General features: G+C 39.2%; 18 protein-coding genes and 1 pseudogene. 3 read left to right on the top strand and 16 right to left on the bottom strand.

All coding sequences use genetic code 11. The features are described from left to right. Positions 1 to 146: 146 nt before the first annotated feature. The 5 genes from ptsP to acnA all read right to left on the bottom strand — a co-directional run bounded on the left by ptsP (position 147) and on the right by acnA (position 7,278). A complete protein-coding gene (gene ptsP, locus ACPC57_RS05110) occupies positions 147 to 1,880 on the bottom strand; it encodes a phosphoenolpyruvate--protein phosphotransferase (RefSeq protein WP_217373908.1) in 1,734 nt (577 codons plus the stop codon). 4 nt (positions 1,881 to 1,884) lie between these two features. Then, positions 1,885 to 2,148: a phosphocarrier protein HPr gene (locus ACPC57_RS05115; RefSeq protein WP_024378446.1), complete on the bottom strand. Its 264-nt coding sequence runs from the start codon at positions 2,146 to 2,148 to the stop codon at positions 1,885 to 1,887. A 161-nt stretch (positions 2,149 to 2,309) separates the two neighbouring features. Next, positions 2,310 to 3,491, bottom strand: a complete 1,182-nt coding sequence (icd, locus tag ACPC57_RS05120) for an NADP-dependent isocitrate dehydrogenase (RefSeq protein WP_277844638.1) — start codon at positions 3,489 to 3,491, stop codon at positions 2,310 to 2,312. Between the two features lie 2 nt (positions 3,492 to 3,493). Further along, a complete protein-coding gene (locus ACPC57_RS05125) occupies positions 3,494 to 4,612 on the bottom strand; it encodes a citrate synthase (protein ID WP_217373910.1) in 1,119 nt (372 codons plus the stop codon). Then, the gene (gene acnA, locus ACPC57_RS05130) at positions 4,609 to 7,278 is read right to left on the bottom strand and encodes an aconitate hydratase AcnA (RefSeq protein WP_434066440.1); all 2,670 of its coding nucleotides are present in this window, start codon (positions 7,276 to 7,278) and stop codon (positions 4,609 to 4,611) included. The genes ACPC57_RS05125 and acnA overlap by 4 nt, the downstream gene beginning before the upstream one ends. A 393-nt stretch (positions 7,279 to 7,671) precedes the next feature. Here acnA and nrdH point away from each other — a divergent pair, with 393 nt between their 5' ends. The 3 genes from nrdH (at position 7,672) to nrdF (ending at position 11,262) form a co-directional block, all read left to right on the top strand. Further along, complete coding sequence (nrdH, locus tag ACPC57_RS05135; protein ID WP_277837020.1) at positions 7,672 to 7,890, top strand: glutaredoxin-like protein NrdH; 219 nt, start codon at positions 7,672 to 7,674, stop codon at positions 7,888 to 7,890. 42 nt (positions 7,891 to 7,932) lie between these two features. Next, a complete protein-coding gene (nrdE, locus tag ACPC57_RS05140) occupies positions 7,933 to 10,092 on the top strand; it encodes a class 1b ribonucleoside-diphosphate reductase subunit alpha (RefSeq protein ID WP_277837021.1) in 2,160 nt (719 codons plus the stop codon). A 210-nt stretch (positions 10,093 to 10,302) separates the two neighbouring features. Continuing rightward, on the top strand, positions 10,303 to 11,262 hold the full coding sequence (nrdF, locus tag ACPC57_RS05145) for a class 1b ribonucleoside-diphosphate reductase subunit beta (protein ID WP_217375170.1): 960 nt from the start codon (positions 10,303 to 10,305) through the stop codon (positions 11,260 to 11,262). Between the two features lie 42 nt (positions 11,263 to 11,304). Here nrdF and ACPC57_RS05150 read toward each other — a convergent pair whose 3' ends face one another. The 11 genes and pseudogenes from ACPC57_RS05150 to alaS all read right to left on the bottom strand — a co-directional run bounded on the left by ACPC57_RS05150 (position 11,305) and on the right by alaS (position 20,525). Further along, on the bottom strand, positions 11,305 to 11,979 hold the full coding sequence (locus tag ACPC57_RS05150; RefSeq protein WP_434064887.1) for a lysostaphin resistance A-like protein: 675 nt from the start codon (positions 11,977 to 11,979) through the stop codon (positions 11,305 to 11,307). Between the two features lie 28 nt (positions 11,980 to 12,007). After that, entirely contained in the window at positions 12,008 to 12,325 is a 318-nt protein-coding gene (locus tag ACPC57_RS05155) for a hypothetical protein (RefSeq protein WP_318150386.1), read from the bottom strand. An 8-nt stretch (positions 12,326 to 12,333) separates the two neighbouring features. Next, a pseudogene (locus ACPC57_RS05160) lies at positions 12,334 to 13,023 on the bottom strand (lysostaphin resistance A-like protein). A gap of 403 nt (positions 13,024 to 13,426) precedes the next feature. Then, on the bottom strand, positions 13,427 to 14,185 hold the full coding sequence (locus tag ACPC57_RS05165) for a DUF3169 family protein (RefSeq protein WP_274504005.1): 759 nt from the start codon (positions 14,183 to 14,185) through the stop codon (positions 13,427 to 13,429). Beyond that, positions 14,182 to 14,397 (bottom strand): helix-turn-helix transcriptional regulator, encoded by a 216-nt coding sequence (locus ACPC57_RS05170; RefSeq protein ID WP_024418001.1) that lies wholly within the window; start codon positions 14,395 to 14,397, stop codon positions 14,182 to 14,184. The genes ACPC57_RS05165 and ACPC57_RS05170 overlap by 4 nt, the downstream gene beginning before the upstream one ends. A gap of 12 nt (positions 14,398 to 14,409) precedes the next feature. Continuing rightward, on the bottom strand, positions 14,410 to 14,976 hold the full coding sequence (locus ACPC57_RS05175; RefSeq protein ID WP_434066441.1) for a DUF3267 domain-containing protein: 567 nt from the start codon (positions 14,974 to 14,976) through the stop codon (positions 14,410 to 14,412). Positions 14,977 to 15,202: 226 nt separating this feature from the next. After that, positions 15,203 to 15,418, bottom strand: a complete 216-nt coding sequence (locus tag ACPC57_RS05180; RefSeq protein WP_434066442.1) for a hypothetical protein — start codon at positions 15,416 to 15,418, stop codon at positions 15,203 to 15,205. 1 nt (position 15,419) lies between these two features. Next, a complete protein-coding gene (locus tag ACPC57_RS05185; protein WP_217373917.1) occupies positions 15,420 to 15,626 on the bottom strand; it encodes a hypothetical protein in 207 nt (68 codons plus the stop codon). 194 nt (positions 15,627 to 15,820) lie between these two features. Beyond that, positions 15,821 to 16,729: a carbohydrate kinase family protein gene (locus ACPC57_RS05190; protein WP_434066443.1), complete on the bottom strand. Its 909-nt coding sequence runs from the start codon at positions 16,727 to 16,729 to the stop codon at positions 15,821 to 15,823. A gap of 259 nt (positions 16,730 to 16,988) precedes the next feature. After that, positions 16,989 to 17,819: a glycosyltransferase family 8 protein gene (locus ACPC57_RS05195; protein ID WP_217373919.1), complete on the bottom strand. Its 831-nt coding sequence runs from the start codon at positions 17,817 to 17,819 to the stop codon at positions 16,989 to 16,991. An 87-nt stretch (positions 17,820 to 17,906) separates the two neighbouring features. Next, positions 17,907 to 20,525 (bottom strand): alanine--tRNA ligase, encoded by a 2,619-nt coding sequence (gene alaS, locus ACPC57_RS05200; protein WP_434066444.1) that lies wholly within the window; start codon positions 20,523 to 20,525, stop codon positions 17,907 to 17,909. Between the last annotated feature and the right edge of the window lie 236 nt (positions 20,526 to 20,761).

A 20,761-nucleotide genomic window follows, 5' to 3' on the forward strand; every position in this document is an offset into this window, starting at 1 on the left:
CATTGTAACATAGTCAGATAACATTTGCAAGAATTTTTTGAAAATTTCCAATATTCTTTCGGATTTTGATGCAAAACATAGAAAAAAAGAGCCAATAATCATCTGACAACTCCAAAAATGTCAGATGATTATTACTCTTTTAATGATTAATCGAAATCAACATACTCTTTTTGAAGTTCGAGAACTTCTTCTGCCGTTGCACATTCTGTCAAGGCACGTTGAGCATATTCTTCCATCTTAGCTGTGTCAAGTTTCTTCATAAGGCTACGTGTACGAAGTACAGAAGTTGCGCTCATAGAGAATTCATCCAAGCCCATACCTACAAGAAGCGGAACAGCTTGTTGGTCACCAGCCATCTCACCACACATACCAGCCCATTTGCCTTCTGCATGTGCAGCCTTGATAACGTTGTTGATCAAGCGAAGTATTGATGGGTTATATGGTTGGTAGAGGTATGAAACTTGTTCATTCATACGGTCTGCAGCCATTGTGTATTGGATAAGGTCGTTTGTACCGATTGAGAAGAAGTCAACTTCTTTGGCAAATTGGTCTGCAAGCATTGCTGCTGCAGGAATTTCAATCATGATACCTACTTGGATATCATCTGCAACTGCTACACCTTCAGCCAACAAGTTTGCTTTTTCTTCATCAAGGATTGCTTTTGCTGCACGGAATTCAGTCAACAAAGCAACCATTGGGAACATGATACGAAGTTTACCATGTACTGATGAACGAAGAAGAGCACGTAACTGAGTACGGAACATTTGGTTACCAGTCTCAGAGATAGAGATACGAAGGGCACGGAAACCAAGGAATGGGTTCATTTCGTGTGGTAGATCGAAGTAAGGAAGCTCCTTATCACCACCGATATCCATTGTACGAACCACAACTGGCTTACCATTCATACCTTCAAGTACTGCCTTGTAAGCCTCGTATTGCTCGTCTTCTGTTGGGAAGTCTTGTGAGTCCATGTACAAGAATTCTGTACGGTAAAGACCAACAGCTTCTGCACCATTATCATTTACACCTTCAACGTCTTTTGGTGTACCGATGTTAGCTGCCAACTCGAAGTGTTTGCCATCTGACGTCACTGTTTGAGCGTCTCTTAATAATGCCCATTCAGCTTTTTGCTTAGCATACGCTTCACCAGCTGCTTTGAATTCTGCAATGACATCTTCTGTAGGGTTGATAACAACATCGCCTGTGATACCGTTAACAGCGAGGACATCGCCATCTTTAACAATTTCTGTAATGTTGTTAGTACCTAATACAGCAGCAATTTCAAGTGTACGAGCCATGATAGCTGAGTGACTTGTACGACCACCAATGTTTGTTACAAAGGCTTTTACAAATTGTTTGTTCAATTGAGCTGTATCTGAAGGAGTCAAGTCATGAGCAACCACAATAGATTCTTCATCAATTGTTGCTGGGTTGGGCAAACGAACCCCAAGCAAATGAGCTAAGACACGTTTTGCTACGTCACGAATATCTGCTGCACGCTCTTGCATGTATGGGTTATCTTCCATACCTTCAAAGATAGCGATAAACATATCCGTAACTTCTTTCAAAGCAGTCTCTGCGTTTGTTTTCTTGGCGCGAATCGTTTCTTTGATTTGACCTACCATTTCTGGGTCAGAAAGTACCATTAAATGTGCATCAAATACTGCTGCAGCTTCTTCTCCAAGGCTCGCTACTGCATTCTCACGAATAACAGAAAGCTCGTTCTGTGATGCTGTAAGAGCGGCATCTAAACGAGCTTCTTCTGCATTTGTGTCCTCAACTGTAATCGTTTCGAAGGACAAATCGGGTTGAACGAGTAGATATGCCTTAGCAACGGCAACACCATCAGATGCTGCAATTCCTTTAAGCATTACTGTCATCTTTTTATGCCAATCCTTCTTTTTCCATTGTTTCAGTGATAGCTGCAATTGCATCGTCAGCATCTGCACCTTCAGCTGAAATAGTTACATCAGCGCCTTGACCAACACCAAGACTCATTACACCCATGATTGATTTAAGGTTTACAGATTTGTCTTTGTAGTTCAAAGTGATGTCTGAAGCGAATTTGCTAGCTGTTTGCACAAGCAAAGTAGCTGGACGTGCGTGGATACCTGTTTCTGCCACAATGTGGAAGTCTTTTGAAGCCATAGTTGGTTTCTCCTTTATTTTTACAATTATTTCGAGTCAATGTGATAACCCTTACAAAGAACATTATATCATTTTTTGAAATCATTTTCAAGAATTTTTTATTATTCTTTCAGTATTTCAAGCCGAAAAACCCACCGAATGGTGAGTTCCTTTCTATTCTATTAAAAACGAGCGATAAGTGCTTCAGCAAATTGGCTAGTTGACAGGCTTTCAACACCTAATGCACTGGCAAAATCAATCGTCACTTGTTGATGTAAAATAGCCTGTTCTAGAGCGACAATAATTTTGTCAGCAGCTTCATTCCATCCCATAAACTCTAACATCATACAAGCAGACAGGAGTACTGAGCTAGGATTTGCCTTATTTTGACCTGCAATATCTGGAGCAGTTCCATGTGTCGCTTCAAAAATTGCATGACCAGTCTGATAATTAATGTTAGCTCCAGGAGAAATGCCGATCCCTCCAACCTGAGCAGCTAAAGCATCTGATGCATAGTCTCCATTCAGGTTGGTCAAGGCCACAACATCAAATTTTTCAGGTGCCAATAAAATCTGTTGTAAGAAGTTATCCGCAATAATATCATTGATAACCAATGAACCATTTTCTAGCTCATTCGAAAATTCCTCTTGAGCTAATTCATAACCCCATTTTCGGAATCCGCCTTCTGTAAATTTTTGAATATTCCCTTTGTGTACCAAAGTTACTGTTTTTAATTGGTGTTTTAGTGCATATTCAATAGCAGAACGAATGAGGCGTTTACTTCCCTCTTCAGAAATGGGCTTTATACCGATACTTGATGACTCTGGAAAACGGATTTTAGCCACTCCCATCTTCTCCTGAAGAAATGAAATGACAGTTGCAACTTCTTCTGTACCAGCATCCCATTCGATTCCTGCATAGATATCTTCTGTGTTTTCACGGAAAATAGTAATATCGGTTTTTTCTGGATGTTTTAATGGACTTGGAACCCCTTGAAAATACCGAACTGGACGAACACAAGCAAACAAATCTAGTTCCTGACGCAATGCGACGTTCAGTGACCGGTGGCCTTTTCCAACAGGTGTACCCAAAGGTCCCTTGATGGCCAACAAATGCTCACGAATCGTTTTCAACGTCTCATCAGGTAAAGACGTCCCGGTTAAAGCATAAGCTTTCTCACCCGCCAGAACTTCTTTCCACTGAATAGAACGCTGACCATTGTATGCTTTTTCAATTGCTGCATCGATGACTTTTTGAGCTTCTGGCCAAATATCTTGCCCTACCCCATCCCCCTCAATATAGGGGATAATTGGTTGGTCAGGCACTAAAAGCCTTCCATTTTCCAATCTAATCTTCTCTGTCATACTTACCTCTTTCCAATAGGAATATATTTTAGATTTCTGCTACCAATATAGGAAGAACGCGGACGGATTAACTTATTATTCTTCCGTTGCTCTTGAACATGAGCAATCCATCCTGCCATTCTACTCATTGCAAAAATGAGAGTAAAAATGTCACTATCAATTCCTAATACATGGTAAACAGTTGCAGAGTAAAAGTCGACATTGGGAATCAACCCTTTTTTGTGTTTAATAAAATTCTCTACTTCCTCTGACAACTGATAAAATGCTTCATCGTCAGTTCCGAGTGTCAAATCACGCGCCATTTCTTTCAAATACTGTTGGCGAGGGTCCACAGTTTTATAAACACGGTGACCAAATCCCATGATTTTCTCTTTCGAATCCAACTTTTCCTGCAAGTATCCTTCCGTATCACCGCTTTCACGAATCGCTAGTAGCATGTCAAATACACGCTCGTTTGCACCACCATGCAAAGAACCTTTTAAAGTCCCAATCGCAGTTGTGACACAAGAATACAAATCCGTTAAAGTTGATGCAGTGACACGCGCAGCAAAGGTTGATGCATTCAATTCGTGATCAGCATGCAAAACTAGTGCTTTACTAAATGCTTTCACTTGCAATTCAGAAGGTTCTTCACCATTTAACATATAAAGGAAATTTGCGGCAAATCCCAAGTCTGAACGCGGTTCAATTGGAACCAATCCTCTTCTCAAACGAGCAAATGTTGCAATGATAGTTGGAACCTTTGCCATAATTTGAATAGATTGATCATACAAAGCCTCTAAGGAATTTTCTTCAGCATGCACATTATAAACACCTAAGAGGGACACAGTTGAACGTAGAACACTCATCGGATGCAAGTGCTGACGAGATTGAATCAGAATACATTGTTCGACAGCATCAGAAATTGCATACTCCTCACGCAACTTTTTCTCAAAATAATTTAATTCAATTTGAGTTGGTAAATGCAAATTCCACAGTAGATAAATGACCTCCTCAAAGGAAACATTATTATCCATTAACTCTGCGATATCGTATCCTGCATAAGACAAGCGGTCATCTTCAATTGCGCTGATTCGCGTATCGCAAGCAATCGCATCTTTTAACCCATTCGTTTCTGTCATACGTTTCCCCCCAGTTTTTTTCTTACCACCATTGGTAAAATACCACCATGGCGGTAATAACGAATATCCGCTTCTGCGTCGAAACGCACAAGGGCTTGAAATTCTTTTGAACCTTTTTCAGAATTTGCATGGACGGTAACAACTTGTCCAACTTTTACATCTTCTGGTAAATCAATCGTATAGTGTTCATGTCCAGTTAAACCCAGACTTTCCGCTGTTTCACCATCCAAAAATTGAAGAGGTAGAACGCCCATCATGACCAAGTTTGAACGGTGAATTCGCTCAAATGATTCAGCAAGTACAACTTTCACACCAAGCAAGTTTGTACCTTTCGCTGCCCAGTCGCGGCTAGAACCCATTCCATAATCCTTACCAGCAATGACGATAGTACCGATACCAGCGGCCTTATATTTCATGGCTGCATCATAGATAGGAAGGATTTCTCCCTCATACGTGGTCCATCCACCAATTTTCCCATTTGCGAGTTCATTTTTTATACGAATATTTGCAAACGTACCACGCATCATGACCTCATGGTTACCACGACGACTTCCGTAAGAGTTGAAATCCACATAAGAAATTCCATTCTCCTCTAGGTATCGTGCAGCAGGACTTAGACGGGCAATATTCCCGGCTGGCGAAATATGGTCTGTTGTTACTGTATCTCCAAATTTAGCCAAAACAGATAAGTTTTCCAGTGGTTTTATAGATAAATCTTCCTGCATGTTGTCAAAATATGGCGGATTTTGAATGTAGGTAGAAGATGGATTCCAAGCATAATTCTTATCTGTCTTTGTTTCAATCGCATTCCATGCTTGACTATCTGTAAAAACTTGCTGATATTCTTGTTTAAAGAGATCGCGCGTAACGTATTGGTCAATATATGCGTCAACTTCTTCACGACTTGGCATAATATCTGCAAGATAGACTGGCTGATCATCCTTATCATATCCCAGTGGGTCTCTTGTCAAATCAACATTCATATTACCCGCAATAGCATAGGCAACAACTAGTGGTGGACTCGCTAAGAAATTGGCTTTCACAAGTGGGTTGATCCGTCCTTCAAAGTTACGATTCCCAGATAATACTGCTGAAACTAATAAGTCTTCATTTTTAATGGCTTCTGCTACTTCAGGTTGTAAATCACCTGAGTTACCAATACAAGTTGTACAGCCATAGCCCACCAAATTGAACCCTAAGGCATCCAAATAGGTCTGTAAACCTGAATTTTTCAAATAGCCTGTTACAACTTTCGAACCTGGCGCCAAGGACGTTTTGACAGTCTTCGCAACAGTCAAACCTTTTTCAACTGCATTTTTAGCTAATAAACCAGCCGCCAATAGAACATAGGGGTTCGAAGTATTGGTACATGAGGTAATCGCTGCAATCGCAACATGTCCTGTTTGAATCAGTTCGTCGCCGTCTGCATATTTAACCGTGGCTGTCTTATCTAATTCTTCTTTCTCCAAACCAAATCCACGAACACCAACTTCACGTGTTACACTTGCTTGGAACTCATTTTTAGCATTAGACAATTCAATCAAATCTTGTGGTCTTTTCGGACCAGAAATGGATGGAACAATCGTAGACAAATCCAATTCAAGTACCTTAGTATAGGTTGGAATAGCTGTGCTGTCATAGAATAAGTGATTTGCCTTTGCATATGCTTCTGTTAACTCAATTTGCTCCTCTGTACGGTTGGTCAATCTCATGTAATTGAGGGTTTCAGAATCAATTGGGAAATATCCACAGGTTGCACCATATTCAGGAGCCATATTTGAGACTGTCGCACGATCTGCAAGAGCAAGGGAGGATAAGCCAGGTCCAAAAAATTCCACAAATTTTCCAACTACATTTTCTTGACGAAGCAGCTGTGTCACTTTCAAAGCCAAGTCCGTCGCAGTAGCTACTTTCGGTAACTGTCCAGTTAAATGAACTCCAATCACCTCTGGAATTGGAAAATAAGATGCTTCACCCAACATTGCTGCTTCCGCCTCAATACCACCGACACCCCAACCAAGTACACCAATACCATTGATCATAGTTGTGTGGCTATCAGTACCAAACATAGAGTCTGGATAAAGCAAACCATCCTTATTAATGATAACGTCACTTAGAAATTCAATATTTACCTGATGAATAATCCCAGTTGCAGGCGGTACAGCACGGTAGTTTTCAAATGAATTTTCTGCCCACTTAAGAAACTCATAGCGCTCATTATTTCGTTTAAATTCTAAGGCGATATTTTGCTCAAGCGCCTGATCTGTCCCGAAAAAGTCAACCTGAACAGAATGGTCAATGACCAAATCAACAGGAATTTCTGGATTTATCAAGTCTGGGCTTCCACCAGCTTTGACAACAGCGTCGCGCATGGATGCAAGGTCAACCACTACAGGTACACCAGTAAAGTCTTGTAAAATGACACGACTAGGTTTAAAAGGGACTTCTCCAGATGGTGAAGAAGCCTGATAATGTAATAAATCTAAAATGTGATTTTTAGTAACATCAACTCCGTCTTCCTTACGAAGAAGACTTTCCAATAAAATTCGGATGGTATATGGAAGTGTATGAATATCCACACCATTTTCGGTTGCAACCGAATTCAATGCATAGTAAGAGTATTCATTCTCATTATGAAGTAAGCGTTTTTTATACGATAGACTCATCTGCTCTGCCCTCTTTCAACATTATTATTTAGTATAGTATAGATTGTAATATTTATTCAATCAATACCTAACCAAACATGTTATATCATATGACATATTGAGTACTATTTAATAATCATATCAACCGTATCTGATTCTAATATACTCTTTATTTTTTGTCCTGCACCTACTATTGTACATCAAGCGTAACCATTGAAAACCCTACCAAAAATTAACGATAGAAATAGGTTTTGGCCTGCCCGCATACTATATTTGGTGTTGTCGATAAATTGATTGCACAATATTTAGTGATTTATTCAAACAAGCTCCTTGACTTTAACTTCAAAATTTTGTATCCTAGATTAGTAACAAAAATGGGATATTTTTATCCTTGAGAGACAAAGGAGAAACTGAATGGTAACTATCTATTCAAAAAATGATTGTGTTCAATGTAAAATGACCAAGAAATTCTTGGACCAACACAATGTAGAATATAATGAAATCAATCTAGATGAACAACCTGAATTCATCGATCATGTAAAAGGACTCGGTTTCTCAGCAGCACCTGTTATTGAAACGGAAAATGATGTCTTTTCTGGTTTCCAACCAGGTAAACTAAAAGCCTTGGTTTAATTCCTAATCTACCCTACTATAATTAAGAAAGAGATTGCAACTATGAGTTTAAAAGAGCTAGGCGATGTGTCCTACTTCCGTTTAAATAACGAAATCAACCGTCCTGTCAATGGGCAAATCCCACTCCACAAGGACCAAGAAGCGGTTAAGGCCTTCTTTAAAGAAAACGTCCTCCCAAATACCAAGCAATTTGATAATATTTTAGATAAGATTGCTTATCTAGTAGAAGAAAATTACCTTGAAAAAGAGTTTTTGGACCAATACAGTCCAGAATTTATCATCAAGATTGATCAATTCCTGAAAGACCAAAATTTCCGCTTCAAGTCTTTCATGGCTGCCTACAAGTTCTACAATCAGTATGCCCTCAAAACAAACGATGGCGCCTATTACTTGGAAAGCATGGAAGATCGCGTTCTCTTCAACGCCTTGTATTTTGCTGAGGGCAACGAAGAATTGGCATTAAACCTAGCCAATGAAATGATTCACCTTCGTTACCAGCCAGCAACACCTTCTTTCCTAAACGCAGGTCGTGCTCGCCGTGGTGAGTTAGTATCTTGTTTCTTGATTCAAGTCACTGACGATATGAACTCGATCGGACGTTCTATCAACTCTGCTCTACAATTGTCCCGTATCGGTGGAGGTGTCGGTATCTCTCTTAGTAACTTGCGTGAGGCTGGTGCACCAATCAAGGGCTATGAGGGGGCGGCTTCTGGGGTTGTTCCTGTTATGAAACTCTTCGAAGACAGCTTCTCCTATTCTAACCAGCTTGGACAACGCCAAGGGGCTGGTGTCGTTTATCTTGATGTTTTCCACCCAGATATTATTTCCTTCCTTTCGACTAAGAAAGAAAATGCCGATGAGAAAGTTCGCGTGAAGACCTTATCACTCGGTATCACCGTTCCTGATAAATTCTACGAATTAGCACGTAAAAACGAAGACATGTACCTCTTCAGCCCATACTCAGTTGAGTTGGAATACGGTGTCCCTTACAACTACCTAGATATTACTGAAAAATACGATGAATTGGTGGCGAACCCTCGCATTCGTAAGACAAAAATCAAGGCACGTGACTTGGAAACAGAAATTTCCAAACTCCAGCAAGAGTCTGGCTATCCATATGTTATCAACATCGATACAGCTAACCGTAGCAACCCTGTTGACGGCAAGATTATCATGTCCAACCTCTGTTCAGAAATCCTTCAAGTTCAGACACCAAGCGTTATCAACGACTCTCAGGAATACTTGACTATGGGTACAGACGTTTCATGTAACCTTGGTTCAACTAATATCGTTAACTTAATGAAGTCACCTGATTTTGGACGTTCTGTTCGTACAATGACACGCGCTTTGACTTATGTCACAGATCATTCACACATCTCTGCTGTACCATCTATTGAAGCAGGAAACAGTCAGGCGCATTCAATCGGTCTTGGAGCTATGGGACTTCATTCTTACTTGGCTCAGAACTTGATTGATTACGGTTCAAAAACTGCCGTAGAATTTACCAACATCTACTTCATGCTCCTTAACTATTGGACTTTGGTAGAATCAAATAATATCGCTCGGGAACGAAAAGAAACCTTCCATAACTTTGAAAAATCAAAATACGCAGACGGCACTTATTTCGACAAGTATGTGACGGGTGATTACCAACCACAATCTGACCGTGTTAAAGAACTCTTTGAAGGAATTTTCATTCCAAGTGGACAAGATTGGGCTGACCTCCGTGAAAAAGTAAAAGCTGACGGCCTCTATCACCAAAACCGTCTAGCTGTTGCACCAAACGGATCTATCAGCTATATCAACGATGTTTCTGCTTCTATTCACCCAATCACACAGCGGATTGAGGAACGCCAAGAGAAAAAAATCGGTAAAATCTACTATCCAGCAGCCGGCTTGTCAACAGAAACCATTCCATTCTACAAGTCTGCCTACGATATGGATATGCGTAAGGTCATTGATGTCTACGCTGCCGCAACAGAGCACGTCGACCAAGGTTTGTCCCTCACCCTCTTCCTCCGCAGTGAGCTTCCAAAAGAACTCTACGAATGGAAAACGGAGAACAAACAAACCACCCGTGACCTTTCAATCCTCCGTAACTACGCCTTCAACAAGGGCGTCAAGTCAATCTACTACGTCCGCACCTTTACAGATGACGGCGAAGAAGTCGGAGCAAACCAATGTGAAAGTTGTGTGATCTGACGTAGCAAGATTAGCTGTTGGCAAGCCAACTAGCTAATCTACGCTAACCGCTATCGGCGGATTAGCTAGCTACCTTACGACACTGTCGCGTTCATGATGTGAAGCGACTATTGAGCGCTCGATTAAAAATCCCTTGTGGGGGATTTTTTTACAGGCTACTATCTACTTGTGATATACTATTAGAAATACAAGAAAAAGAAAGAGAACATGATGGAAACCTACTACAAAGCCATAAACTGGAACGCCATTGAGGACGTAATCGACAAGTCTACATGGGAGAAATTGACTGAGCAATTCTGGCTCGATACGCGGATTCCCTTATCAAATGACTTGGATGATTGGCGTAAACTCACAGCGGAAGAAAAAGACTTGGTTGGTAAAGTCTTCGGTGGATTGACCCTCTTGGACACCCTTCAATCTGAAACAGGTGTTCAAGCTCTCCGCAACGATATTCGCACACCGCACGAGGAAGCAGTCTACAACAACATCCAATTCATGGAGTCTGTTCATGCGAAATCCTACTCTTCTATCTTCTCAACCTTGAATACCAAAACTGAGATTGAGGAAATTTTTGAATGGACAGATAGCAACGAATTCTTACAACGCAAGGCAAAAATCATTAACGAAATTTATGAAAATGGTACGGCGCTTGAAAAGAAAGTTGCCAGCGTATTTCTAGAAACTTTCCTATTCTATTCTGGTTTCTTTACACCGCTCTACTATCTTGGTAACAACAAACTGGCCAACGTTGCAGAAATTATCAAACTAATCATTCGTGATGAGTCTGTTCATGGAACTTATATTGGTTACAAATTCCAACTTGGTTTCAATGAATTGTCCGACGAAGAACAAGACAAACTCCGCGACTGGATGTATGACCTTCTTTACCAACTTTATGAGAATGAAGAGGACTATACACGTTCACTCTATGATGCAGTTGGGTGGACTGAGGAAGTCTTAACCTTCCTTCGTTACAATGCCAATAAAGCCCTCATGAATTTGGGACAAGATCCACTCTTCCCTGATTCAGCAGATGATGTAAACCCAATCATCATGAACGGTATCTCAACCGGTACATCTAACCACGACTTCTTCTCACAAGTCGGTAATGGCTACTTGCTCGGCGAAGTGGAAGCCATGACAGATGATGATTATCTATATGGGTTATAAAAAGATACATAAAAAAAGCAGTTCATCTGAGCTGCTTATTTTTTATACCAAAAATAGTATCATCAAATAGGAAATTCCATTATTTATCATATGTAGCGCCATTGGATAACGAATATCTCGTCTAATTAGATAAAGCCAACCAAGATTAAGACCCATAGTGAAATAAATCAAAAACTGTGGAATGGTTGCTGGAACATGCACCAAACTAAACAAACATCCTGTTACAATCAGATACAAGCTCACAGTTTTCATATCAGCCATTTTGGGGAAGAAATAGGTTGCCAACAAACCTCTAAAAATCAACTCCTCTAATATTGGTGCAAAGACTACGACTGCTAAAAACGCAACCAAAGGGTAGGCAGATACAAATTGGATGACCAAAGTTTGATTCTGACTTTCAGATACTGGCACTAAAAGTTGGACGATGAAGAATACAATATAAAGTAAAATTGGCCAATAAATCTTATGAAACCATGATGAAGATACACTATAGTCAATGGTCTGCCGAGAAAACACAAATTTCCATAATACAATTGTAAATGCAATTCCGAGTACGATACCAATAATCGCACAAACCCAAATCATATTCTCAATCAATTGAGCTGGAAATTCTGGAATTGCTTGTAATGTCGGACCTACCATCAAAAATCCAGTAATAATTTGATAAGCAACAAAAAATAAAAACAATAATGCAGTGTTTTTGATAAATTTTAACATGACACCTTTTCCCTTCTTTTTTTCTTAGCTAGAATGTCAGATCGACTATATTATCTACTCGAACCAACTTGGTTTCAATCTTTCCTTCCGCAAATTCACGAGAAATTTTAACCCATTCCTCGTCAACTGCTAAAATAGTGTATTCATACATAGTTAGAAACTCTTCATCAAAGCGGATTTTGGCTTTTCTTCCGACCAATTCTTTCAATAAAACAGACATCTGATTTTCTCCTTTGGTATTTTTCTGCAACTTTTTTACCCTAACTTGCAACTGCTTCACTTTTTTTCTATCTGACAGGTAGCTTAATAATAAATAAACAAAGGCTATCCACAAAAATACTTCCATCTTTCCTCCTAAATCAAGCCAATACTTTGCATTAGCAACATAAACAAAAATCCAATAAAATTGTTGAGACTATGTAGGATGAGTGCATTGGTATACTTGCCAGAAATTTGATAGGCGAGCCCTAGTACTAGGCCCATACCACTTATAAATAAACCAAGATCCGATATTAGTCGGTACATGAATAAGACCAAATAGAAAACTTCATCGCAACAGACCAACAATAGAATCTTTACCAAAGACTTTTCCCATATCAATTCCTCTGAAAAGCAGTTCCACCAAAACAGGAGCAAATAATCCTGTAAAGATAAATAAAAGTAAGGTCGGCAAACATGAACGATTGAGGACTTCCTGATTGGCAGTCGTTTGACCATAACCCTCTTCTAGCATTATCAATTACCAGCCAATCATTTTCAGACCAAACATAACGATAAAAGTAAGTACAACAAAACCAATATTCGCAACTATTCCCCACTTCTGCTCACCCTTCCATAGGCCTAATTTGCCCGTTAAGATTAGACCAAGAACAACAGCAACCAGCAACAAAGATGCGACAATCAGTAAATTATCCCCATCAAAATTTGGTAAGGCGTACATCGCCATCTGACTCAAAACATTTAATGCAACGACAGCCAGTCCCACTAAGAGAAACCTCCAATTTTTACCACATTCCAGTATCTCACATTTCCAAGTCTATTCATAGCAATCTCCTTAATATAAACAATTATTTTTCGTTTGTTGAAAGATAAAGTCTTTTAGTTTACTTTTAGTACAAGGCAACTAGCCACAGGCATAACTTGAGTTAGGCAAGGTGAGTTCAAACAATCCAGTGGAGTGTTTGAAGTTGGAAATAAGGAAACGGAGTTTCCACTTACGTCGAAGTAATAAAAGAGAAAACTAAATGACAATAGCAGAGCTGGCAAGCCCAAAACCACTGGTAAGAGGATATTCAGGTTTGACAAATCAATCTGCCCAGTAGCTAGCCATTCTCCGAAAATATTGCCTAAGTTGAGAAAAACAAAACTGATAGGAAACAGATATTTACTCACTTAAAAAGTTTCCCGAGTCATTTATTCTTTTCACATCAACGGATTTGATGTTTAATTATTTAAAGTAACGACGGATCATGCGAACCTGCATCACATTGATGTAAATATGTAAAAATGCAACAACTAGAAAGGCCATAATTTGTTGCTCCTGCAATAGCATGCTAACTACAAATAGGAATAGATACAAACCTGGTAACACAATTTGATTCAGAGTAAAAACGATTTGAAAACTCATTTCGTAGTTAGCTTGTTTTTCTCCCTCATCCATAGCCTCCATAAATTCCTTCACCTCTTTTACCGTTGCAAAAGCAGAAAGCTTATAGTCACGAATTTTCTGAGTTAGTTTCACAATAAAAACCTGAGAGATGAGAAGGATAACATAGAAAACTACGTCAAGAATGGACCCGTACATAACTGCACTCTCTTCTAAGAAAGTGACCCCGAATCCTAAAACCAAATTTAACAATGTCAATGATACAGCAACATTGAATGAAATGGTCGCGTACTCTAGGTTACGATACATTTTCTTATATAGTTTATCAACACGTTCTTCATCCTCATCTGAAATGGAATGATAAAGTTTATAATTTTGATTAGCTTTAACACCAAAATATACGGTTCCAGCGAAAATTACAAATGTAATAATCCTCAAAAAAATTAGAAAATTATCCAAATTGAGATAAGAAGGTAGGCTGAACTTAAAGATTAATACTCCAAAGAAACCGATAAAGCCACCCAAAATTGCTGAAATCAGCATATACGCTGAATATCTCATCCATCTTTGTTTTGTTGAAATTTGTTTTCCTTGTTTCATTTTTCTACCTCCACTAATTGAAAGACATTCTCCACATTTTCATTAAAAATCTGTGCTATACGCATGGCAATGACCACCGAGGGCGTGTACTCGCCCCGCTCAATCAAGCTAATGGTCTGCCGCGATACTTCTGCTAACTTTGCTAGCTCTGTCTGATTGAGACCATCTCTGGCTCGCAATTCCTTGAGCCGATTTTTTAAGACATATTCCATGATATTTCCTTTCTAAGCTTGATAGATAATCAAGCCTGTTTCTGTGTCTTCGACAGCTATATTTCCCTTGGCAAACTTAACCAATAAAAGATAGGTATAGTAGAAATCGCCTGCACAAGAGGCAGCGTGAATGGTTGCTAACATGAAGTAAAGAAAGGTATTCATCATCCCAAAACCTGCTACCATAGTCAAGACCAAACTAATCACAACAAAGGGAGCCAGGCTGATTACTAGCATTTGCATTCGATTGTAGAGTGAGCCTGGACTGGTCGCATAGGCCATGCCAGATTTCCATTTAAAACCAAATTTAACAGGATTTTCAGGACAAAAAACTTTGAAGAAGATTCCGTGGATAGCCTCATGCACAGCTATTAAAAGAAAATACAGTAGCAAACCTAACCATAATTCAAGTAAGTCCATTTCAAGATTTTGTGCACCGTCAACGAGCAGCAAAGATCCTATCTTTCCAAATATGTACGCAAATGGAAAGATGAGTGCCACAGCAAGAATATTCAATCCCCAAACAAACTTCTTATTTTCCTTGATATTGACTTCAAATAATTTCTTTTTAGCTTCCATTTTTCTTCTCCCTTTCTTTGCAAATAGCTAAGTCTAACTTCAACAAAAACACGTCATTATTAAAAGAGGCACCATAGGCATTTCATAACCGAATATGAGCTTCCGAATGAAAGAATAGAGTATAGCGAATAAGAAAGGCAAACTGGATTCACCTTGTAAAACTTGTAACTGCGACAAGAGTTTTTTTCTTATTATTGATATTCATATCTACCTTCCCAGACATTATCTAGTTGTTTTGGAATTTTTTCTCTAAACCAAAACCTACCTTTATAAAAAACGGAATAATAAGGAATCCAACAGCGATAGAAAGGTATAGTTGGAAGTCAACTTGATAAGATGGCTCCTTCATCAACCAATAGAAATCATTCAGGAGGAAGATAAACAACCCAATTACTAATAAACCAAAATAGACACCCTTACAAAATTCTTTCCATTTCTCCATATTACTGTTCTCCTGATACATTTCTATTTCTTTTGCTCTTTTTTTCAAAAATATCAGTTGTCATTACAATTAGACAAATGGCAAGGGTCACTTGAATATGATCCAATTGTTGCCACTTCATAATATCTGATAGTATGACAAAAACTAAATAGGCAACTGCAGATACATGTACAAATTTAGCCATGGGAATAGTATTGATCTTTTTCATAATATTCTCTTTCTTTATTTTTTTGATTGATGAATTCGTTTCCATCACTTCATCTCGATATCATTGTAACACTTCTTTTACTTTTTGACAACTATCTTTGTCAAAAAGTTTATGATGATAGTCATAATGTAATAAAACCTTGTCATCGTTCTATCTAGTTATTCGTAAAAAATAAAAAAAGAGGCTATCTTGCCTCATTCTCCTATATTCGTTAAATGCTCTTTTAATTCTTTATACTGTATTTCTTCAAGATGGACGCCCTCCTGAGATACGATATAGCTAGAGACAAGATTGGCAAATTTCAAGCCTTGTTTTAGGTTTTTTCCGATTGCCAGTGCAGCCATCAAAGCTCCAACATGACTATCACCTGCTCCGATCGTATCTTTTACAGTTGCTGGAAAACTAGCCACTTTATGCCAGCCCCCATCAAAAGCAATCGCCCCATTTTTTCCTCTGGTCACAATCACTGCTCGGCCAGTCCGATTGAATAGCTGTATTGTAGCCTTCTCCACATCTACCTCATGAGTTAAATCAATTGATTCCTGCTCATTTACATGCAAGATTGGAGACAAATCCAGTAACTGTTGCATTCTTTCTGAAGGAATTTTATTTCCCCGCGGTCCAGGCGCAAAGATAATGGGAATCGGACAATCTGTCAAACTATCGACCAATAGCTGCCCCGTTTCCTCTTCCAATTCTAATCCACAGACATAGATATATTCATAAGAGGATAAATCAAGTCCTTCCAACCAAGAGGGATCAAAACGATATTCTACTCCATGATGCGATAAAAATGTTCGTTCACCATCTGACTCTACAAAACAGTAGCAACAGCCATTTTCTCCATCTAAAGCAATTGACGTTTCAATACCTAGTTTCTTTAATTCACTTTTAACGAATGTTCCATAAAGACCTGAGCCAACCGGTGAAATAAAATCATAATCTACCCCGAGGTGGTGGAGAATAGTAACAACATTGAAAGCACAACCACCGAGAGACATAACTTGTTTTCTTATGTGCGTATCTCCTTGACGACCCGGTAGTTGATCCAAATATATCATTACATCACAGACTGTTGATCCTATGACCAAACATTTTCCCATAATTCTCTCCCGCATCTAAAATCATTCATCCAGAATAAAGTCATTTTAATTATATTTATTTAATTCAACGTAAGAGAAGAGGCTGGGCTCAAGACCAGAACCACTTCTCGGAGTTCATATCAACACTTCAACGCAGTGGGTGATTGGCTTCAACAGTCAGGGGGAGTGAAACCGTTCAGTTAACTGTTTCAGCCTGACTTGCGCCTTGCTATTCCCGCTTGTCTAATTCAACAAATTTCTAGGTTTAACCAATTCAAATTTAGGAGAGAGTTTCTTCAAACTTACGTGCCAAACTGGAAATAAATTTGTAAAGAGCAGAGTAACGTCCTAAATAATTTTGATTCCATGGCTTATCTCGACCAGCAAAATGTAAGAAAACTGTCTGGTCAATCACCCAATTCAAATTCCACTTTCCCTGACTTTTTATTTGATAAATCAAACTGTAGCGTGCATCATAGTTGTACACTTCATCTGGAATCGGGATCACCTTGTCAGCATAAAGACCATTAAGTACATCCTGATCAGGTAAAATCAATCGATTACGATTATTTTTGATAAAGTTTAAAATATCCTCTCGTTTCACATGGGAACGAATAGCTTTTAAGTTCATCAAGAGAACACCTGAATTGAAGTAAGAAGAATCCATTTCAAAATTTTTCAGTCGAAGTTTATTAATATAATCTAAAAGCTTACCATCTTCATTATGACTAGCAGCCACATAGTACTGCTCCCCCATCTCCATCTCATAAAGCTCCCCAAAACCATTTAGGCAAATCAAATCCGCATCTAAATAAAGGACTTTATCCACTTCTTCTGGTAAAAATTCATGTGCAAGAAGACGGTAATAAATGGTTTGAGGATAACGGTCTGTTGTAGGAGCACTTGCAAAAGTATCCTCTCCGACCACGATTGGATGATAAGTCATTCCCAGATTCTCCACAAAACGCTTGATTTCAGAGTGCTTTTTCAAAAGAACCTGCTGCATTAAGAACACCTGAAATGCCTGTTTTGGCATCTGTTGAACGATGGAGTATAAGACTACTTTAACCTGTTCAACATAAGCATCATCAATTACAAATAATAAATTCATATCTTTTCCCTTTTGCTGATGGATTTCCTTCATTGTATCACAAGCCATAGAAAAAACCAAACTCCCAATGGAGTTTGGAATAAGATATTATAAGTTTTCTGCTACACTGTTTAAGAGTGTTTGGATTGCAGAAGCATCACTACCACCTGCCATGGCCATGTCTGGCTTACCACCACCACGACCTGCTACGATAGGCGCAAGAACTTTGATAAGATTACCAGCATGTACATTACTTGATTTGCTAGCTACAAGGACATTGACCTTGTCACCGATAGAAGCGACTAGCACCAATACATCTGAGTAGTCTTTTTGTTTCCAGTTGTCCGCAAAAGTACGGAGAGCACCTGCATCCGAAACTTGAACTTGGCTGGCAATAAAGCGAACTCCGTTAGCTTCTTTCACATCTTTGAATACATCACCAGCTGCCGCTGCGGCTGCTTTTTCTTTCAGAGAAGCATTTTCTTTTTGCAATTCACGAACTTGTTCTTGAAGACTTGCAACCTTGTTTGGTACTTCCTTGATTTGTGGGGATTTGATAGTCACCGCTACTTCTTTCAAAGCATCTTCTTGGTCACGATAGGCAAAGAAGGCTTCACGGCCAGTCACTGCGATGATACGGCGAGTACCTGATCCAATACCCTCTTCTTTTAAAATCTTGAAGATACCGATTTCAGACGTATTGCTTACATGTGTACCACCACAAAGTTCGATAGAATAATCACCAATTGTAACAACTCGAACTTCTTTACCATATTTTTCCCCAAAGAGTGCCATAGCTCCCATTTCTTTAGCAGTATCAATATCAGTCTCTACTGTCACAACAGGAATAGCATTCCAGATTTGTTCATTGACTTCTTCTTCAATGCGACGAAGTTCTTCTGCCGTAACCGCTTCAAAGTGAGTGAAGTCAAAGCGTAGGAAGTCTTGCTCATTCAAGGAACCAGCCTGTGTTGCGTGTTCACCAATGATGTTGTGAAGAGCTGCATGGAGCAGGTGAGTTGCAGTATGGTTCTTCTCTACACCATTGCGACGTTTTGTATCAAGCTCAAGCGTATACACCTGACCAAGTGAAATGCTAGCATGTAGCTCAACCTTATGCAATGGTTGCCCGTTTGGTGCTTTTTGAACATCAAGGACAGTCGCTACAATATCGCCAGTGGCATTTTTAACAACACCATGATCGGCAACCTGACCACCCATCTCTGCATAAAATGGCGTTTGATTGAATACTAATAACGCTTGACCTTCTGAAACTGCTTCTGTACGCTCATTTTCTGCAATGATTACAGATAATGTCGCGTCAAGCTTGGTTTGCCCGTATACAAAAGTTGAAGATTCTGTAATTCCAGCCAATGTTTCATTTTGCATTCCCATTGAACCACCTTTGACAACTGCTGCACGCGCACGATCTTGTTGCTCTTTCATCGCAGCTTTAAAACCTTCGTGGTCAATTTTATATCCTGCATCTTCAGCCAATTCTTCAGTTAACTCCACTGGGAAACCATAAGTATCATACAGTTTAAAGATATCCTTACCTTCAAGTGTATCCTTCCCTGCCTCTTTTAACTGAGCCAATAATTGATCTAAGTGACCACTACCAGCATCAATAGTACGGGCAAAAGTCTCTTCCTCGCGTTTTACAATCTTTTCAATAAAATCACGTTTTTCAAGTACTTCAGGATAGTAGCTCTCCATAATGTGACCCACAATTTCAACTAACTTATATAAAAATGGTCCAGAAATCCCCAAACGTTGACCATGCATTGAAGCACGACGGAGAAGACGACGGAGAACGTAGCCACGTCCCTCATTACCAGGGAGAGCCCCATCTCCAATGGCAAATGAAAGAGCGCGAATATGGTCCGCAATTACTTTGAAACTCATGTTATCACCATCTGGATCGTATGTTTTACCAGATAGTTTTTCAACTTCACGAATAATAGGCAAGAAGAGGTCAGTCTCAAAGTTTGTTTTAGCTCCTTGGAAAATAGCTGCTAAACGTTCTAAACCTGCACCCGTATCAATATTTTTATTAGGTAATTCTTTATATTCTGAACGAGGAACTGCTGGATCAGCGTTAAATTGTGAAAGTACAATATTCCAAATCTCGATGTAACGGTCGTTTTCAATATCTTCTTCCAAAAGACGAATACCGATATTCTCAGGGTCAAATTCAGTACCACGATCAAAGAAGATTTCTGTATCTGGACCAGAAGGGCCAGCACCAATTTCCCAGAAATTGTCTTCCAGTGGAATCAAGTGATTTGGTTCCACACCAAGTGAAATCCAACGATTATATGAATCTTTATCGTCTGGATAATATGTCATGTACAATTTTTCTTTAGGGAAACCAAACCATTCCGGGCTAGTTAGCAATTCAAAACCCCATTCGATTGCTTCATCACGGAAATAATCTCCAATAGAGAAATTCCCAAGCATTTCAAACATAGTATGGTGACGAGCAGTTTTACCAACATTTTCGATATCGTTGGTACGAATTGATTTTTGAGCATTAGTGATACGTGGGTTATCGGGAATCACAGAACCATCAAAATACTTTTTAAGAGTTGCCACACCAGAGTTAATCCAAAGCAAAGTCGGATCATTCACCGGAACAAGATTTGCAGAAGGCTCAACTGCGTGCCCCTTAGATTTCCAGAAATCCAACCACATTTGACGGATTTGAGCAGAAGATAATTGATGCATAATTAAAATACCAAGAGCGTTAAGAAAGCGAGAAGAAAATAGGAGACCAACGCTGTGCGCCAGCGCACTAGTCGGTCTATCTTTTTTCTCGACGCTTTTAGCTCGGGTTCAATTCAGAAAATTATCTAAATTGAACCTTTCCTTTCATATAGTAATAATTGAGGGGAAAGTCCGTAGCCCGAGTTCATTTCATAATAAACTCGATACCCTTTCCTTTCGTTTAGATATTTTGAGAA

It is taken from the genome of Streptococcus sp. VTCC 12886 (genome assembly GCF_049893425.1).
Classification (GTDB): domain Bacteria; phylum Bacillota; class Bacilli; order Lactobacillales; family Streptococcaceae; genus Streptococcus; species Streptococcus suis_AA.

Excerpts from the sequence above, each read along its gene's own strand:
- ptsP (WP_217373908.1), bottom strand. The coding sequence starts at position 1,880 with ATGACAGTAATGCTTAAAGGAATTGCAGCATCTGATGGTGTTGCCGTT.
- ACPC57_RS05115 (WP_024378446.1), bottom strand. The coding sequence starts at position 2,148 with ATGGCTTCAAAAGACTTCCACATTGTGGCAGAAACAGGTATCCACGCA.
- icd (WP_277844638.1), bottom strand. The coding sequence starts at position 3,491 with ATGACAGAGAAGATTAGATTGGAAAATGGAAGGCTTTTAGTGCCTGAC.
- ACPC57_RS05125 (WP_217373910.1), bottom strand. The coding sequence starts at position 4,612 with ATGACAGAAACGAATGGGTTAAAAGATGCGATTGCTTGCGATACGCGA.
- acnA (WP_434066440.1), bottom strand. The coding sequence starts at position 7,278 with ATGAGTCTATCGTATAAAAAACGCTTACTTCATAATGAGAATGAATAC.
- nrdH (WP_277837020.1), top strand. The coding sequence starts at position 7,672 with ATGGTAACTATCTATTCAAAAAATGATTGTGTTCAATGTAAAATGACC.
- nrdE (WP_277837021.1), top strand. The coding sequence starts at position 7,933 with ATGAGTTTAAAAGAGCTAGGCGATGTGTCCTACTTCCGTTTAAATAAC.
- nrdF (WP_217375170.1), top strand. The coding sequence starts at position 10,303 with ATGGAAACCTACTACAAAGCCATAAACTGGAACGCCATTGAGGACGTA.
- ACPC57_RS05150 (WP_434064887.1), bottom strand. The coding sequence starts at position 11,979 with ATGTTAAAATTTATCAAAAACACTGCATTATTGTTTTTATTTTTTGTT.
- ACPC57_RS05155 (WP_318150386.1), bottom strand. The coding sequence starts at position 12,325 with ATGGAAGTATTTTTGTGGATAGCCTTTGTTTATTTATTATTAAGCTAC.
- ACPC57_RS05165 (WP_274504005.1), bottom strand. The coding sequence starts at position 14,185 with ATGAAACAAGGAAAACAAATTTCAACAAAACAAAGATGGATGAGATAT.
- ACPC57_RS05170 (WP_024418001.1), bottom strand. The coding sequence starts at position 14,397 with ATGGAATATGTCTTAAAAAATCGGCTCAAGGAATTGCGAGCCAGAGAT.
- ACPC57_RS05175 (WP_434066441.1), bottom strand. The coding sequence starts at position 14,976 with ATGGAAGCTAAAAAGAAATTATTTGAAGTCAATATCAAGGAAAATAAG.
- ACPC57_RS05180 (WP_434066442.1), bottom strand. The coding sequence starts at position 15,418 with ATGGAGAAATGGAAAGAATTTTGTAAGGGTGTCTATTTTGGTTTATTA.
- ACPC57_RS05185 (WP_217373917.1), bottom strand. The coding sequence starts at position 15,626 with ATGAAAAAGATCAATACTATTCCCATGGCTAAATTTGTACATGTATCT.
- ACPC57_RS05190 (WP_434066443.1), bottom strand. The coding sequence starts at position 16,729 with ATGGGAAAATGTTTGGTCATAGGATCAACAGTCTGTGATGTAATGATA.
- ACPC57_RS05195 (WP_217373919.1), bottom strand. The coding sequence starts at position 17,819 with ATGAATTTATTATTTGTAATTGATGATGCTTATGTTGAACAGGTTAAA.
- alaS (WP_434066444.1), bottom strand. The coding sequence starts at position 20,525 with ATGCATCAATTATCTTCTGCTCAAATCCGTCAAATGTGGTTGGATTTC.